Annotated in this window: 15 protein-coding genes; 5 read left to right on the top strand and 10 right to left on the bottom strand. The window is 48.9% G+C overall.

Features of this window, described 5'->3' with window-relative positions:
* Nucleotides 1-80: 80 nt before the first annotated feature.
* From purF to NDA01_RS00055, 5 genes are all read right to left on the bottom strand, one after another.
* Complete coding sequence (purF, locus tag NDA01_RS00075) at nt 81-1616, bottom strand: amidophosphoribosyltransferase (protein ID WP_348226419.1); 1536 nt, start codon at nt 1614-1616, stop codon at nt 81-83.
* Between the two features lie 185 nt (nt 1617-1801).
* Nucleotides 1802-4156: a phosphoribosylformylglycinamidine synthase subunit PurL gene (gene purL / locus NDA01_RS00070; protein WP_348226418.1), complete on the bottom strand. Its 2355-nt coding sequence runs from the start codon at nt 4154-4156 to the stop codon at nt 1802-1804.
* Between the two features lie 76 nt (nt 4157-4232).
* On the bottom strand, nt 4233-4886 hold the full coding sequence (locus NDA01_RS00065; protein ID WP_348226417.1) for a Uma2 family endonuclease: 654 nt from the start codon (nt 4884-4886) through the stop codon (nt 4233-4235).
* Nucleotides 4887-4985: 99 nt separating this feature from the next.
* Nucleotides 4986-5870, bottom strand: a complete 885-nt coding sequence (locus NDA01_RS00060; RefSeq protein ID WP_348226416.1) for an alpha/beta fold hydrolase — start codon at nt 5868-5870, stop codon at nt 4986-4988.
* Between the two features lie 76 nt (nt 5871-5946).
* Complete coding sequence (locus NDA01_RS00055) at nt 5947-8397, bottom strand: VIT domain-containing protein (protein ID WP_348226415.1); 2451 nt, start codon at nt 8395-8397, stop codon at nt 5947-5949.
* A 244-nt stretch (nt 8398-8641) separates the two neighbouring features.
* On the opposite strand from NDA01_RS00055, the gene NDA01_RS00050 reads away from it, so the two are divergent.
* Both NDA01_RS00050 and NDA01_RS00045 read left to right on the top strand, forming a co-directional pair.
* Complete coding sequence (locus NDA01_RS00050; protein WP_348226414.1) at nt 8642-10444, top strand: sensor histidine kinase; 1803 nt, start codon at nt 8642-8644, stop codon at nt 10442-10444.
* A gap of 212 nt (nt 10445-10656) precedes the next feature.
* Nucleotides 10657-10806, top strand: a complete 150-nt coding sequence (locus NDA01_RS00045; protein ID WP_348226413.1) for a hypothetical protein — start codon at nt 10657-10659, stop codon at nt 10804-10806.
* 46 nt (nt 10807-10852) lie between these two features.
* On the opposite strand, the gene NDA01_RS00040 is transcribed toward NDA01_RS00045, so the two are convergent.
* Nucleotides 10853-11014, bottom strand: coding sequence for a hypothetical protein (locus tag NDA01_RS00040; protein WP_190432277.1), 162 nt, complete (start codon nt 11012-11014; stop codon nt 10853-10855).
* 337 nt (nt 11015-11351) lie between these two features.
* Here NDA01_RS00040 and NDA01_RS00035 point away from each other — a divergent pair, with 337 nt between their 5' ends.
* Nucleotides 11352-11999 (top strand): class I SAM-dependent methyltransferase, encoded by a 648-nt coding sequence (locus tag NDA01_RS00035; RefSeq protein ID WP_348226412.1) that lies wholly within the window; start codon nt 11352-11354, stop codon nt 11997-11999.
* Nucleotides 12000-12042: 43 nt separating this feature from the next.
* Here the strand turns inward: NDA01_RS00035 and NDA01_RS00030 are convergent, their stop codons facing one another.
* The 3 genes from NDA01_RS00030 to NDA01_RS00020 all read right to left on the bottom strand — a co-directional run bounded on the left by NDA01_RS00030 (nt 12043) and on the right by NDA01_RS00020 (nt 14965).
* Entirely contained in the window at nt 12043-12930 is an 888-nt protein-coding gene (locus NDA01_RS00030; RefSeq protein WP_348226411.1) for a hypothetical protein, read from the bottom strand.
* Nucleotides 12931-13257: 327 nt separating this feature from the next.
* Complete coding sequence (locus tag NDA01_RS00025; RefSeq protein WP_348226410.1) at nt 13258-14007, bottom strand: phosphoadenylyl-sulfate reductase; 750 nt, start codon at nt 14005-14007, stop codon at nt 13258-13260.
* A gap of 154 nt (nt 14008-14161) precedes the next feature.
* Nucleotides 14162-14965, bottom strand: a complete 804-nt coding sequence (locus NDA01_RS00020; RefSeq protein ID WP_348226409.1) for a class I SAM-dependent methyltransferase — start codon at nt 14963-14965, stop codon at nt 14162-14164.
* On the opposite strand from NDA01_RS00020, the gene NDA01_RS00015 reads away from it, so the two are divergent.
* Together NDA01_RS00015 and NDA01_RS00010 are read left to right on the top strand one after the other, a co-directional pair.
* Nucleotides 14964-15275 (top strand): hypothetical protein, encoded by a 312-nt coding sequence (locus tag NDA01_RS00015; RefSeq protein WP_190432285.1) that lies wholly within the window; start codon nt 14964-14966, stop codon nt 15273-15275. The two genes, NDA01_RS00020 and NDA01_RS00015, sit on opposite strands and share 2 nt — an antisense overlap.
* 79 nt (nt 15276-15354) lie before the next feature.
* A complete protein-coding gene (locus tag NDA01_RS00010; protein WP_348226408.1) occupies nt 15355-16173 on the top strand; it encodes an AIM24 family protein in 819 nt (272 codons plus the stop codon).
* Nucleotides 16174-16661: 488 nt separating this feature from the next.
* Here NDA01_RS00010 and NDA01_RS00005 read toward each other — a convergent pair.
* Nucleotides 16662-16974: IS1 family transposase (locus tag NDA01_RS00005; protein ID WP_348226407.1), on the bottom strand; the 313-nt coding region annotated here is incomplete at its 5' end.

Here is a 16974-nt window from a genome sequence, read left to right as displayed (position 1 = left end):
GACTTGAGGGCTTTTAAGCAGATTCCCCCCAACTTTGTCAGGTTAGGGGGAATCGGTGACGATACGACTTTTTACGACTTTTAAGGGGTCGTGCCGACTTTTTCCTTTTCTAGGCGCAGTTTGGAGCGCTTCACGGGTTCGGGGATGGCGATGGGGTAGTCGCCTGTGAAGCAAGCAGAGCAGAAACTGTTGGGGTCTTCGCGGGTGGCGATGAGCATGCCTTCCCAGCTGAGATAAGCCAGGGAGTTTACCTCAATCTGTTCAGCAATTTCTGCAACGGATTTGGTCGCTGCAATCAACTGGTCTTGATTGTCGGTGTCGATGCCATAGAAGCAAGGATGGGTAACGGGTGGCGAGGAAATCCGCATGTGTACTTCGGTCGCCCCAGCATCTCGCAAAGCTTTGACAATCTTGCGGCTGGTAGTACCCCGGACGATGGAGTCGTCTACGATAATCACTCGCTTGCCTTCTAGCACGTCTCTGAGTGGGTTCAGTTTCATGCGAATCCCAGCTTCTCGCATGCTCTGGGTCGGCTGAATAAAGGTACGACCGACGTAGCGGTTTTTGATCAGGCCCTCAGCGTAGGGGATGCCAGAAGCTTGGGAGAATCCGATCGCGGCAGGAATGCCAGAGTCGGGGACAGCAATCACAATATCTGCATCAATCGGGGATTCTTGGGCCAATTGGCGACCAATCCGCATCCGATAGCTGTATAAGCTTTCTTTACTCATGACGCTATCAGGACGAGCGAAGTAAATCATCTCAAAGATGCAAAGCTTCCGTTGAGGCTGTGGAGCCCAAGGGAATGAAGCTAAGCCTGCTTCAGAAATCCAAACCAGTTCTCCGGGTTCTACATCTCGGAGGAACTCAGCGCCAATGATGTCAAGGCCGCAAGTTTCGGAAGAGAGGACGTAGCGCTCTGGCGTGGTTTCGTCAGGACTGGGAATTACCCCAATGACTAAAGGGCGGATGCCGTTGGGGTCACGCACACCAATGATGCCGCTGGGGGTACCAATAACGAAGCTGAAGGCTCCTTGGCAACGGTGCAAAGCGCTAATGGTGCCTTCTAACCAATCTTTGCCGCTATTGATAGCTTCGGCGATCGCGAAAGCCGCTAATTCTGAGTCGGTAGTAGTGACTAAATTAAAATTGTTTTGCAACAGCTCTTGGCGCAGAGTTTCGGTGTTGACCAAGTTGCCGTTGTGAGTCAGGGCTAAGGAACCCAAGCGAGTTTCCACTACAGCAGGTTGGGCATTAACGACGCGGCTAGAACCTGTAGTAGAGTAACGGGTATGGCCGACTGCTAAATGCCCAGGCATTGTACTCAGCATCGACTCGTTAAACACTTGGGAAACCAGCCCCATGTCTTTATGCAAATGGACTTTGTCACCTTCAAAGGTGGCAATCCCAGCCGATTCTTGGCCCCGATGCTGTAAAGCATATAGACCAAAGTAGGTTAGCTTCGCAACAGCTTGTTCGGGGGCATAAACACCAAAAACACCACAGGCTTCCTCTGGTTTGTCGGGTCGAGCGTCGCCGCTCCCTTCGCCCTGGCTATCACTAGTCAAAGGCAAGGAATCTTCAGGGAACGCAAGATCAGAATGGGTGGGAATCATGCTGCGGTCAGCTCCTAGTAGGTTGAATCGGATGGGGCGGGATTGAGATCGAAACTTTGAACAGCCAGCAGTAGACTTAACGTTTCTTTAATAATCCCACCAAAAACCTTAAACGGAACAACTCCTTGGCCTTAACCCAAGGAATTTGTATCTTGTGCTACAACTACAGTTGCCGCGCTACTGTTTTAGACTGCTAAGCGACGCTCAATGGCATTGAGCCAGCGATCGCTCATATCTGCAATGCTAACGTCGATAACCGGAACCGAGGGTCTAGTGGAAATCCGTAAACCAGCGTTCGGATTACCCACCTGACCGAGATTTTGCCAGTGTTCTCCCAAGTGCTCTTGCACATAGGTTTCCCAATTTGCAGCTTGGTCTGGAGCTACAGAAACCAGGATTCTAGCTCCGCCTTCCCCGAATAGGAGCTGATCCCAGCGCAGAGAGGAAGGTTGGGAGTCGGAGATATCCAGAGCAATTTCGGCTCCTTTCTGGCCACTAATGCAAGCTTCAGCAAGGGCGATCGCGAGGCCACCTTCAGCACAGTCATGAGCAGAACGCACCCAACCCTGGCGAATGCCTTCTCGACAAGCGGCTTGAACTTGGCGTTCGAGATCAAAATCAACTACAGGGGGTTTCCCTGCTACGGTGTTGTGAACAGCTGCTAGATATTCTGATGCGCCCAAGGTAACGGCTGCGGTTTCCTGAGTATCCCAGCGGAGTCCTAATAAATAGATGCGATCGCCTGTAGCTTGCCACCCTTGACCGCAAATTCGGTTCAAGTCTGGAACTAAGCCAACCATCCCGACGACCGGAGTTGGGTAAATCGGTTGAGGTTTGCCTTCGGAGTCGAGGGTTTCGTTGTAGAGCGAGACGTTGCCGCCAGTCACGGGGGTTTTGAACTCGGTACAAGCTTCGGCAAGACCTCGGCAAGCTTCGGCGAGTTGCCAGTAGCCAATCGGTTTTTCGGGACTACCGAAGTTGAGGTTATCGGTGACTGCCAAGGGTTCGGCTCCCACACAACTGAGGTTGCGGGCGGCTTCGGCGACAGCGGCCTTGGCTCCTTCGTAAGGATGCAGGTACACGTAGCGGGGGTTGCAGTCTACAGTGGCGGCAACTCCGGTGTTAGCTTGAGCAGGGGAACTGTTAACGGGACGTACGCGCACCACTGCTGCATCTGCACCACCGGGCATGAGAACGGTGTTGTTCTGCACTTGATGGTCATACTGGCGATACACCCACCGCTTCGAGGCGATCGTGGGGGTTTCCAGCAGTTGGAATAAAACTTCATTCCAGGTTTTGCTGCTGCCTGCTAGTTCAATGCCAGCAGCGGAGCAAGGCGGCAGGCGATCGCTCGTCCATTCCCAAGCTTTGCGGGCGTACTCTGGCGGCTCAGCCATCAGTTCCCGGTGATAGATTGGGGTGTTGTCGGCTAGGGCAGTGGCAGGAATCTCCGCGGCGACTTCTCCTTGGAAGAGAATCCGCACGATCGGCTCTTGGATCACACTACCCGCCACAACTGCGTGCAGTCCCCAACGCTCAAAAATATCAATCAATTCCTGCTCGCGGCCTTTGTGGGCTACGAACAGCATCCGCTCTTGGGACTCGGAGAGCAAATATTCGTAGGGCACCATGCCAGTCTCGCGCACCGGAATGAGATCCAAATCTAGCTCGATGCCTACACCACCTTTCGCGGCCATCTCGGAGGTGGAGCAAGTAATCCCAGCGGCACCCATATCCTGAGCGGCAACCACCGCACCCGTTTTGAAGGCTTCTAGACAAGCTTCAATCAAAGATTTTTCTAAGAAAGGATCACCCACTTGCACCGCAGGGCGATCGTCCATTGACTCATCGCTAAGTTCGGCACTGGCAAAGCTGGCTCCACCCATTCCGTCGCGTCCAGTGGTGGAGCCGACATAGAGTACGGGGTTGCCAAGGCCATTAGCTCCTGATTTGACGATTTCTGGGGTTTCCATTAGCCCCAAGGCCATCGCATTCACCAAAGGGTTGCCAGAGTAGGCAGGGTCGAAGTAAACCTCACCACCTACAGTCGGCACACCCACACAGTTGCCGTAATGAGAGATTCCTGACACCACGCCGTTAAACAAGCGCCGAGTTTTAGCATCATCTAGGGAGCCGAAGCGCAAGGAGTTGAGAATCGCGATCGGACGAGCACCCATTGTAAAGATGTCGCGCAGAATCCCGCCTACCCCGGTTGCTGCCCCTTGGAACGGTTCCACGGCTGAAGGGTGATTGTGGGACTCAATCTTGAAGGCCAACTGAAGCCCGTCGCCCAAATCCACAACTCCCGCGTTTTCTCCAGGGCCAACCAAGATGCGATCGCCTTCGGTAGGAAACTGCTTCAGCAGAGGCCGAGAGTTTTTGTAGCAGCAGTGCTCGGACCACATTACCCCGAACATGCCCAGCTCGGCTTTGTTGGGATGCCGACCCAAGCGATTGAAAATTTCTTCGTATTCTTCTGGTTTGATACCTTCTGAAGCAATTTCTTCCGGAGAAAACGGAGCCGAGGAAATGGCGGACATAGAAGCCTTGCGCGAATCTGGACAGGTTTCAATTTTATCGATATTTTCCGCGTTTCCTTTCCCCAAATTGTTTGTCTTAAATTCTTTCTTGCACCCAAGCTCGTAGCAATTGCAAGGACTGGACTAAACCCAGAGAATCACTCTGCTCGATAAATTCCAGCACTCTCGCCGCACGCAAGAAATTAAAGACAGCGCTGGTTTCACTAGTGAAATACTGTTGATTTTGTAACTGATAAATTGAGAGTTGATGTTCTGGCGCAGGGGTGCTGTTGTTGCTGGTATAGCACCAAACTTCTGGAATGCCTAAAGCCGCATAAATTGGGAGCTTATCGATCGCGCTACTGGTAAAGGCAATATCCAAAACTAAATCGGGAACTGGATCACGGGACAAATCAAGATCAGATTTACCCATCATCTCAGGCGCATGAGAAATATAGAAACAAGCATTCGGTTCGATCGCGCATTGCACTTCGGGTTGTTGCAACAAAGCTGAATTGAATCCAACGACTTTTAGATACGTTTCATCGGCTAGAACCAACAGAAACGATTCAATCAGTTTGCGATAGCGCTCATGTTCCTCATGCGGGTTCATCATTTCCATCCGCCCCCGATAGTAGGCGAAGCGAGTGGCACGTTCTGTACCGAGCTCTGCTAATATATTCTCAAATTTTTGCCAGCTAATTTTGTCTAGTACAACCCGTTGCTCAGACGTTACCGAACTGCTACTCATGCTAAGACCTCGATCTGTCTTCTCCATTGAATAGTAGTAGACTCCCTCTCAAAGTCTTTCTAGAAGTTCACCAGATTTAACGGCGATCGCTCCTACTCACTAAATCTGACTAAATCTCAAAATCTGCTCAGCAGTGATGGTGGGTTGTTCGAGATGCGGCACATGACCACAATCACGAATCCAAACCAGCTCGCTATTGGTAATTGCCCTTCTAAATTTTTCAGCATCGGCAGTTCCCAGCATGTCATCGCGATCGCCCCAGAGAATCAGCGTCGGTTGTTGGATTTGGGAAATTCGCTGAGCTGAAAGATTGTAGCCACCGCTTTTAGTAAAAGTGGCGATCGCTTCGGCCCATCCCGGCATGTCTAAATGCACTCCCGCACAACGAATTGCTTCTAGGTCTGTGGCACTGAAACCAAAGGTAGTGCCGAAACTCAGCGGTAGAAGTTTACGCTGTCGCCAGAACTCGACCGCAAACATATCGAGAGGCGTAAACAAGAACTGCCCTAGGGGAAAGGTGCCACTGAAACCCACACTATCGATTAGCACTAGCTTTTGGACACATTGCGGATAGGCCAAGGCAAAGTCGATCGCCGCAGCCCCACCTAAGGAAGCCCCAACTAAAATCACAGGTTGTTGAATTAAAGTCTGCCAAAAACTGTAGAGATGAGTTCTGATCGTGCTGGGATTTAGAGGGATACTTGCTACTCGCTCTGTAAATCCTGACCCTAACAAATCAACTGCCCAAGTTTCCTGCTGCTGCGCTAGAAGGGGTGCGATCGCCCGAAATTCCAACACTGAGCTATCAAACCCATGTAATAAGAGAATGGGGCTACCTCCGTTCCCTTGCCGCACATAAACTGTCGAGATTGGTTGGGCTGTTAGCGGTGTGGAAATTGCTTGTTGTCGAATTTGTTGAGTTAAAGCGATCGCCGTTGGGTCTTTGAGCGATCGCACGCTTGGAGGTAGAAAGCTGGGGAACATGAGGACAACGTTGCAAATAGAAAAGGATACCTTTGTGGGGTATCCCTGTAATCTCTCTATGTTATGAGCTAAAGTTCTACAGCTGAATTCGTAAAACCAGTTGAACAATAGCAGTTAGTTCCGGTGGAGATTTCCATGTGACAAGTGATCGCCGAATTGCCTCAATCACCGTCTCTTCCTTGAGAGAAGAAGCTAGCTCATCCAACATAATTTGTCTGACTCGTCCTCTGTGCACTTGGAACTTAAACACAACATCACCGCTGAAGCCAGTAGGAAGCTGGATCGATTGTAGATGGTGAGTTAATAGGGCGGTCGCATTTGCATCAAGCCCATTAGCCTGAACAATTTGTAGGGGCTCAGATATCGAACCAAAACCTTTCTGGGATGCTCCTCCTAAGTCAAAGTCTTCATCATCTGCCAGCCTAGGAGAAGGTACGGAAGGAGGGGACATAGCAGGAGGAGCAAGGGAGAAGTTAGCATCATCTAAACTTCCTGCCATCCTGGGGTCAATTAGCGTAACATCAAACTCCTGTTCGAGGATATCAAAAACAGGTCTTTGTCGTCTCATTTTGCTAACAGGTGCAGCCATTGGTGCGGGTGGACTAGAGTAGGCAACATTGCCAAAGACTCCTTCATAACTAACCCCTTCTGGCATTTCTACTGGGACTTGAACCGAGACGGAAGCTCCTGTGGCATCTACTCTCACCTCATCACTTACCGCCACAAAAGCGGTGTATTGAGAGAGAAGCTGATAGGCCAGTGCGGTATCTGTCACGGCTTCTACGCCTGCCTTGGTGTCACCGCTGAGCATTTGATTCATCAAGTTTTTGATGCGGGCACGGCCCCAAAGTTGAGCGATCGCGGGATTACCTGGCCCCTCAAACTGAAGTTGAAAAGTCTGTTGATAGCGCTTTCCACCCGCCGCGATACCAGAGATATGCAACTTACCAGAGTGTTTATCCTCCTTGCGACCAAATAAGACCAAGGGCTGTTCAGCAAAGAGATCTGGTGGCGCGGAGGGATAAAAGATAGGTTCGCTGCCTGCTCCTTCCCATTGCAACTGAATATTAGTGAGAACCGGATTGTTGATCTGACGAAAGAACTGTTCTGTCACTTGGTCAGTTGGCTCATCATGTCGAATAACCCGAGAGATGCCTCTACCAATTTCAGCCACACGGTTGAGCAAGAAACGATTCACAGAGCTACCTGCCCCAAAGCTGTATAGACGAGTACTCGGTTGGAGATGACGTTGCACTTCCGCCAAAATCTGGTTCTCGTTGCCAATGTAGCCATCGGTGAGCAGCACGATACTCCGCAATCTACCCGGATCGGTGACCGGGAAGTTCAACACTGCCCGAATTCCTCGCAACATCTCAGTGCCACCCCCAGCAGTAAGTTGATTCACATAGCGAATCGCTCGCTGCTGGTTTTGGGGTGTGTTGGGCAGCGGCACGGGAGAGAGTTGCTGCGTGGTATCCGAGAAATCGATGATGGAGAAGGTGTCGTCAGGGTTCAGACCTTGAATGAAGCGGCGCATCAGCTCCTGACACTGAGCTAGAGGAGCACCCGCTTGGGAACCAGAGGTGTCAATTAGAAACACCATATCCTTCGGCACCATTTGGTCAGGGCGATACGCAATGGCTGGAATCAGATACAGGGCAAAGTGCCCCCCGCGATCGCCCGCTTCTGTGAGAACAGTGGTTTGCGTTTCGGCTCCGGAGACTTGATAGCGTAGAATTAGATCTTTGTTGGGAATCGTATCCCCACCTGCTAGCTTGATCCGAGCGATCGCTCCCTGAGGGATAATCTGAATTTGATGGGAAGGCGAATGGATCTCCTGAATGGCAACACCAGCATTGATCTCGACAGTGACACTGATATCATGCCCAGAACGCGTCCCTGGTGGCAAAATAGGAGCGTTGAGGCGAGAGGCATCAGGTACTAAATCAGTATCTTGGTTTAACATCATCGGTGCTGCTGCTGACCCACTTCCCACGGCGTTCTCCTCAATCAGGTTGCCAGGGATATAGCGCGGACCGACTACCATTGGGAAGACAAACTCGTAGCTCCCTCTCGGTGCCTCAGGAGATACAGCGCCAGTAAACTTCAGACTCTCGGTGTAGCGAATCACCACATTTATTTGTTCGCCTGGTTTGATGTTGGCGAGAGACTGCGTAAAGATATTGTCCCGTTCTTGTTCTAGCAGCCCCGCTGTGCGTCCTTGCCGCTTGGCTTGCTCATAGATTTGCTGGGCTTCTTGGCGTTTTTTGATGCTGCCTTGAATGGTGCGATCGTCAATCCGAATCAGCATGTCATCCACTGCCGCTTCATCAGGTAGCGGGAAAATGTAAACCGCTTCGAGGGTGGTGGTGAAGGGGTTCTCGAAACTCTGCGTCACTTCTACCCGCGCAAGATTCCCCACAATTTTGGCCTGCACTGCGGTGTGCTTGAGTGGGAAAGCGAGTTGCTGACGCTCGGCAGTCTGGACATATAAGCCACCCGATTGGCGTTCTGTTGTCTGAGTCATGGCGGCAACCTCCGACGCTATTGTTTGTTATTCTCAGCGTAGTTACGTCTATTCGCTAACCATGCTCAGCTTTGTGCTCACTCTAGTGCTCACTTAGGTGCTCACTCATGCTCAGGGTTGTGAAGCTGGCTTGTGTCAGCGATCGCTAAAAGTTCAGGGGTTGCCGTTAAGAGTGAAACATCGCGTGTAGTTATAGGAAGCGGCGGGCACTCTACCAGTAGAACTAGTCACTTCACCAATTGCAATGGCTACTCAACCTAACTCCACCAATCTTGCTAAAGCGGACGACAATTCAGCTCCAGCTTTGTCTGCTCCGCCTCTTAATAGATTGAATCGCTTCTTTAGTGTGAGCGCCAAAATCAACTGTGGTTATGCCTTAGCGCTCAGTATCGCCGTGATTGGCACAACAGTGGGGCTAGTTCAGGGCCATCGCGCTTACGAGCAAGCTAGGCATCAAATGGATGTGGCGGATGATGAAGGTGGCATGTTGAGTAGTTTGCAAGGTGGCTTGCTAGAAATCCAGACCCATCAACGAGAGCTAGCCCTCCAAATCGCACAGCCACAAGCTTTTCAACAAACGAATCAAGACTTGTTGGGTCATGTCAGCGGGGTTCAGGAGCTATTAGCTGAGCTGAGAGAATTTGCTCAGATTAACAACGATGTGAAATTGAGTGCTTTTCTACAGCAGTATGGCAATACGGTTGAGGCTTACACCCGCTACCTAGAAGCTCAAATTAGCCGCATCGATTTAGCGAATCTACCACCAGAAGAAATCCCCCAAGTCCAGCAGGTGCTCTCAGGTACAGTCGCGGCTCCGGAAACGATAGAGTTCCATCAGTTTATTCATGAGCTGGCAGAATATGCCAGGACAGTGCGCCAAAAACAGGCAGCGGCTGACGAGGAGCAAAGCCGCGCCACTGTCTTACAAGCCCAGATCATCCTGGCTAGTGTGGGATTATCCATTGCGATCGCCGCTATCCTGGCATTTCTGACCAGCCGCACCATTTCCCGTCCCATCGAATCCCTCACGCGCGTCACCCAGAAGATTACAGAAGAATCAAATTTCGACTTACAAGCGCCTGTGACCACGCGGGATGAAATTGGACTGCTAGCGGTTTCCTTTAACCAACTGGTGCAGCGGGTAAAGCAGTTGCTCGAAGAACAAGCTGCTGCCCTAGAGCGGGAACGGGAAATGCAGGAAGCCAAGCTCATTCAGAGCGAGAAGATGTCTAGTTTAGGGCGCATGCTGGCAGGGGTAGCCCATGAAATTAATAACCCCGTCAACTTTATCTATGGCAACTTGAGCCATGCTCACAACTACATTGAAGACTTGCTCAAGTTACTCCGAACTTACGAAACGGAAATTGCTGACCCACCGCCAGCCATTCAAGACCAAATTGAAGATATTGATTTAGAGTTTTTGGCCGAAGATTTGCCAAAAGTTTTGGACTCAATGAAACTGGGAGCCGATCGCGCCCGCCAGATTGTCCTCAGCTTGAAAAACTTCTCCCGTCTAGACGATACCGAGCCACACCCAGTCAATCTGCATGACTGTCTCGATAGCACTTTATTGATTCTCAACAACCGCATCAAAAAAGATCTTGTGGTGACGCGCAATTATGGCGATCTGCCTGTGATAGAAGGATTTGCGGGTTTGCTCTACCAAGTGTTTATGAACTTGTTGAGCAATGCGATCGATGCGCTAGAAGAGAAGCCCGTGGAGGAGGGCAGTCGGCAAATCACTATTGTCACCCAGCGCTTAGACACCGACCGAGTGATGGTGAAAATTATCGACAACGGTATGGGCATGCCACCGGAAGTGCAAGCTCAGGTGTTTGATATGTTCTTCACCACTAAACCGCGAGGCGTGGGCACTGGCATGGGACTGGCTATTAGCCACCAAATTATTGTTGAAAAGCACGGGGGGACGTTGGAATGCCACTCTACTGCTGGAGTCGGGACTGAGTTTGCGATCGCCCTACCCATCAAGTCCTCTCCGGTGGAAACAACCGCACCTGTATCTGCACCCTCGGTCGCTCAGGTCTAAACTTAGTGAGAACAAGACTGCGCTGCAACTGCGTCCCTTCAGTGATGAGAGCCAAACCCGCTTCCATTGTTTTCATGGGTACACGCTCATAGAGTTGCGATCGCCTCAGTCAAAGAAACTCAATTTTTTGTACAACTTTAGGTATATATCTTCAGGAACGAATGCCACACTCTCGCTATGCTTAAAGTATTAACCCTACAGAGTCTTTGAGCATGTCAGTTATCCCCGATTGCATCAGCACCCTGGAGTTGTCTAAGCTTTGGATTTATAAGGCTTTGAAAGAAATGGAAGCCGAAAGAGAGCAAGAGCAATCAGAACTATCAGAGCCAGAGCAATCAGAGCAATCTGACAAAGAGAGTTAAGCTTTGTTAAGCAGATTCAGAGATTTCAGAGCAAGAAGTTAATCAACTAGCCCTCAGTAGGCTGTTGCAACTCTTGAGCTGTCTTCTTTCCTACCTTGAGCATTTCTTCCATATCAATCTGAGCGGCACATTCGTCAGTTTTCTCCACGAGGGCTTGTACCTCCTGATTAATTTCCGCAGCTTGTTGTTCAACATTTTTCTCGGTCATTTGGTGCCTCTAGACTTGGCTTCTGTAAACAATGGGACACGCCATATTTGCGTGTAACTCATAAATAAAGGAACTTGTTGTGCTAAAACCTCAGCTTTAGGGGGCAAATTGAGCTGTTTTTTGGCGATCGCGAGATTAAGCAATCGGTCCCAGGCGCGGACACGCGCAGAGGCGAAGCAGAAGGTGACGTAGATGTTATCTCCGCCCAAGTTGATTGGAGCTTCTAACTATGTAAATTTATTTCTCTGGTGGTAGCAAAGAGAGGAATTGGCGATTATCTTGGCTAAAGATCTGAGGCGATCGAGATTCGCAGACAATTCCACTGAGTAAAAACTGTATGCAAACAGATAAGGTAATCGAAACCTACAATCAAGGGGCGGCTGATTATGATGCCATTATGCAGCGCTACTGGCACGTCGATCGCGCACCGCTGATTGCTTCCTTACAGTTGAGTTCGGGGCAGAGCGTCCTCGATGCCGCCGTGGGCACTGGGCTGAATCTCTCTGCATATCCTGCTGGAGTGCAGGTGGTAGGCGTAGATTTGTCAGAACAGATGCTGGAGCTAGCTCGGCAAAAGTCAGTCAAGGCAGATGTCGCCCTCAAAATTATGGATTTACAAAATCTCGAGTTTCCTGACGACAGCTTTGATGCAGCAGCATCTGGATTTACCCTCTGTGTCGTGACAGATCCTGTGCGATCGCTGCAAGAGATTTTACGAGTGACGAAGCCTGGTGCCCTGATTGCAATTGTGGATTACTGCAAGTCGCGCGATCCTGAAGTACAGAAATGGCAGGAGTTGATCTCTGATGCCAGTTCCCAGTTGGGCTTTCCCACTGGCAAGGTCAAGTGGAATGCTTTGATGGATTACGACCAATTGATTTATCACAGCAATTTAGCGATCGAGGTTTTGACAGACGATCGCATTGAAAGTGCTAATCCTTTTTCCTGTGGCTGTCAGCTGCTACTGAAAAATGCAAAGAGCTAGAAACTGTTCATCACTACTTAGCATGTACTTGCTTATCAAACCATTAAAGATAATAAAAATCGATATCAGACAAGGCAGAAAGCTGTAAGCTCATCCGTCGATAAGAATGGTTAGAAATTCGAAATACTTTATCTACGCTCCGCTTAAAAATAGAGCGTTTAGGATATTTTATCTCTTTGTATTGCTCAAAATAATTAGCTACATCTTTCAGATCTACTTGTCCTTTCTGAATTCGCCATTGAGTTACATGGTGCTTGAAAAATGAAAGACCATCCATTTGACAATAATTTACTTCAAATCCTGCTTTAGCAGCGGCCAAACCTATGATGGCACCTTCGCTGCCACAAATTCCTCGAAGCTCAAAATATTTTTCAAGCTTATCCCACCACATCAAGAATTCTTGCTCCCTGCCAGAATCTCTTGTGACTGAGAAAAGCCATTCTTTAACAAAATAAATATCTTCATTGAGAAAATCTAAACTAATTTTCCTTGAGGCGCGCACAACAACATCAAACTCTTTAATGAGTGATTGACTCGCCTTATCAGAAAAGACCTTTGAGTAATGATGCGGCATTGTGAAACAAGATTTTGCTTGTATCCCCGGGGTATCAATCCACTCAAGGCGGTCTGGAATTGGTTGAAGGATTCTCACATCCGAATCCAAAAATATACAGGAATTAAACGCTTCTAATGATTTGGCAATGGCCCATCGCTTATCGTGATAAGCTCCAACACTTTTCTGAGTATGGAAGTATGAAATAACATTCCTATAAGCTTCAAACTTTTTAGGATTGTCTGTTAGTATAACTATAGGAATTTGAGGAGCATTTTTACTTAAATCTTTTATTAGAAGTGAAGCAAAATGCTGATATTTTTCACCCAATGCTAAAGTACAAAAACAGAAATTATTTAACGTATTTATAGTCTCCATTAAAATCACTCCTTTCTTTATTATTCCAAATAACTTATAGCAATCCTAACCAAATGGGTTATGAGGGTCACACCGCGCCAACCTTACAACCCATTTAGGACTGCTATATAAATAAGCGGTAATTTAGAAAACTATCGCTAAAGCTTAAATAAACTTTTTGACTGCGCTTCAAGAGTGTAGCAGCCAGCTTATAGCATGCCTCTGCATTGAATAAGGATCAAATATAGCGGCGAGCAGTGATTTGTCCTTGCAGGAAACGTATTCATATTCACGAATACTGCTACAAGCTGGTTAATCCGGATGTGTTAGTTTTCCGTGAGGCAGCTATCAACCTTGTGTAGGATTGATGGCATGTAAGCCACACTCTTTGCTATTTGGGTCTTCCCACCACCAACGACCTTCCCGCTCATGCTGGTTGGGGAGGACTGCGCGAGTGCAAGGCTCACAGCCAATGCTGATAAAGCCGCGCTCATGCAGAGGATTGTAGGGAAGCTCAAAGGCCCGGATGTACATCCAAACCTCTGCCGATGACCAGTTCGCCAAGGGGTTGAATTTAATCAATTGGCGTTCATCATTAGAGAAAGCGGTATCGACTTGAATCACTGGTACAGTTGCGCGAGTGGATGGGTTTTGATCTCTGCGCTGTCCGGTAATCCAAGCATCCAAGGTACCTAGCTTCCGACGCAGAGGCGCAACCTTACGGATGCCACAGCATTCTTTGTGCCCATCTTCATAGAAGCTGAAGAGACCTTTTTTTGTAACCAAAGCTTCTACTTGAGCGGTATCGGGATACATCATCTCAATGGTGATGCCGTAATGCTTTCTGACGCGATCGATAAACTGGTAGGTTTCGGAATGCAGACGACCTGTATCCAGGCTGAAAACTTTGATGTCTTTTTTGATTCTGTACGCCATGTCGATCAGGACAACATCTTCTGCGCCACTGAAAGAAATGGCAATGTTGTCGTATAGGCTCAAGGCGCGTTCCAGAATTTTTTGTGGGCTTTGAGTCGAAAGCTCTGTGTCGAGGCTAGGAATATTCAGTTCAGTCGGGGTCTGCTCGGTCAACTGCGCCATGATGTGTTCTTCCTAAAAGGGTGTTTGCTCCCCAGCAAAGGATCGTCTGATTGCATCAAACTATTCTATCAAGCCGTAGTCATTACCATGAGGCATGCTTTATCACTAGTACCTTTGGCCTAGTTCTTTAGGTTGTTAGGCGATCGCCTTCAGGCTACTGTTTTCCTGCCTCTGGTTTTCTAGCGCTGGTCAATTGGCTAATCCAGCCTACAGATTTGGTGGCGATCGCCTCAAATTGAGCTGCATGCAGCCAATCATCGACACTTTCGGCGGCATAAACTTTGGAGTAAGGTTCTTGGAAGAGGGTGATTAACCAGTCAGCCCGACGTAGCTTGGGCTGATGCCCATCGAGGATCAGCAGTTGTCCACCTGGTTTCAGCAGACGAAAGCATTCTTGCAGAACTAATTGTGAAGCGTTAGGTGGCATTTCATGAAACATGAAAGCAACTGTGACTAAATCAAAAGTGCCTGCATCAAAGCCAGTATCTTCTGCTGAGGTATGCTGCCAGATAATGTTTAGCGCTGCTTGTTGCGCTTTGCAGTCTGCCATCACCAGCATGTAGGGGGACAAATCTAACCCAATTACTTCGGCTTGAGGAAAGGCTTGCTTGAGCATTAAAGTGGTTGAGCCTGTGCCGCAGCCTAAATCCAAAATTCTGCTTGGTTGACCTGCGATCGCCTGGATCAATTGCTGCCGAATCCAAGTTTCACTGGGCGGAGAGGCAAAAGCGGTGACAGCATCGTAAGTAATGGCCGCGATCGCGTTGAGATAACCGCCTGTAATGCCGTGAAAGTTTTGGCTGCTGTAGTAGTGGGGATAGGTGAGGTTGGCTTGGCAAAAGCGATCGCTCTCCTGCTGCCAATCAATCGTTTCCAACCATTGCAGCTTGTCGGCTCCTATGAAGATGCTAAGAATCGGTTTTAATAAGAACTGCCCCAAGCTTTGAGCGAATTGCATGAATTTCAATGATGCCAAGAAAACTTTGTCTGCCTGGATCAAGGTTATCTCTATCGTTCTGATTACAGGGGCGATCGCTTTGGAATCCTGGAATTTTTATGCGGGATTAGCGAATATCCCTGTGCCCAGCAGCCTGAACATAGTGTTTGCGATTGAGCGCTTTGCGGTTGCGGTACATCTTGTAGAGGGAATTGTTGCGGCTGTTTTTGCATCTTCTCGGCAACAAAGACCGCTGCAATACGGGGTTTACACTTTTTTTGTTGGCACTGTAGGTTTGTTAGAACTGTTTACCAAAGTAGACCCAGAGTGACACGTTTGTTTATAGTCAGATGTCACTTTAGACCTGCGTGTTAAGCTGCCAGCAGTAGTGCTTTAGGGGTTCGACAGGTATGAATACTCCCGAAAACCATCTCCCTTTCCAGGTAACAGAGAGCGTAACTCGTGGCGGTACTGTCTTTGAACTTCTGGAGTACAAACCCTTGGCGGGGAGCGACTCTCTGGCGATCGCAGAACAGGTTTATTCGCTTAATCGGGCTGGAGTGCATCTGCGGCAACTCCGGGTTCGTTTACAGAATGATGCAGTGCGAACTGAGCCAGGGGTGTTGCAGTTCCTCAAGGGCAACATTGAGATGGAAAGCTCAACGGGCGCAGGAGGGGGAGTTGGCGGGTTCATGAAAGGGGCGATCGCCGCAGCCCGCACCGGAGAAACGATCTTTAAGCCGCTGTATCGAGGCACTGGCGAACTTTACTTAGAACCGAGTTTTGGGCACTACTGGCTGATGCAGTTGAAGGGACAAACTTTGTTTGCTGACCAAGGTTTATTCTGCTGCTGCGAAGATGCAATTAAAGTCGATGCCCACAAAGTTGAGAGCTTTTCGGCGCGAGTGGCGGGCGGTGAAGGACGCTACCAAACTAAGGTCAGCGGCACCGGGGTAGTCGTTTTTCGTATCCCCGTACCTCGCAGCGAAATTTTAGAGCTGACGTTGAATAATGAAACGCTCCAGGTAGACGGTTCCTTTGCGCTCCTCCGCACTGCTGAAGTGCATTTCAGTGTAGAGAAAGCTTCTACTTCTTTTTTAGGTGCCCTTACTAGCGGTGAAGGTCTCCTCCAAACGTTCCGAGGCACTGGCAAAGTGTGGATCGCCCCAACCCAACCTCTCTATGCCAGAATGGGTGGCTTATTGTCTACCTCCACTCCAGTCACTTGATGTATAAAGCAGGGCGATCGCTTGTATTGGTGTATGTTGGGGATATTGGTTCGGTGTGTAGCTAAAGATACTTCTAAGACTATAGATACTACGTCTAAAGGTTTCTGGATAACTTTCGCCTGTCCACCCCAATCAGCGTACTATACGGAAAGTTTTTGCCTACGACTCTAATTTGACATAATAGACAACGCATTTCTGCCTATTGATAGCTCTGTTTTTTGTTACCGGAGGTTGATATGGACTCAAATGGCCGGCAGAGTTACATAACTAACCTTGAGGATGAATTGCTTGTGGGTGGGGTTATTCTCTCCGAATGGTCAGCTTTTCTTATCAGAGATGCTGACGAAGCATTTTGTAGTGGAGCGGATTTAGCAACAATTCTTGTGTCACAAGCAGCTGTTGAATCTCATCTCCGGTATGAGTACGTTGATAGTTCTATAGCTGCTAAGTCTGGCTTCTATGTTCGGCGTTGCTGAATAGGTAATGATTTAAGCTGAGAGAGGAATTGTTCGATACTTCAAATAATGCAGCAGCAACCGAAGTGAACACTTCAACATCTCAACTGATTTGGAGTAGCACAAGGTTTTCCGGTGCAATCGTGCTAAATAATGCCTCAGTCGGGTATTCTCTCCCTCCACCCGAGTCATATAAGTCTTACTGACAATTTGGTCGCTTTCCTCAATGAACATAGAGTAAACCTTCCATCCATCGGTGACGTAGAAGAAACAGTGCCAGCACTTTACAATCACCCATAACAACTTGAAGGTCTTGCTGCTGCGGTCGCCAATAACCCAAGCCAAG

Origin of the sequence: Trichocoleus desertorum AS-A10 (assembly GCF_039962155.1) — a bacterium.
GTDB lineage: Bacteria > Cyanobacteriota > Cyanobacteriia > FACHB-46 > FACHB-46 > Trichocoleus.
This window is presented reverse-complemented; position numbering and strand designations above follow the sequence as displayed.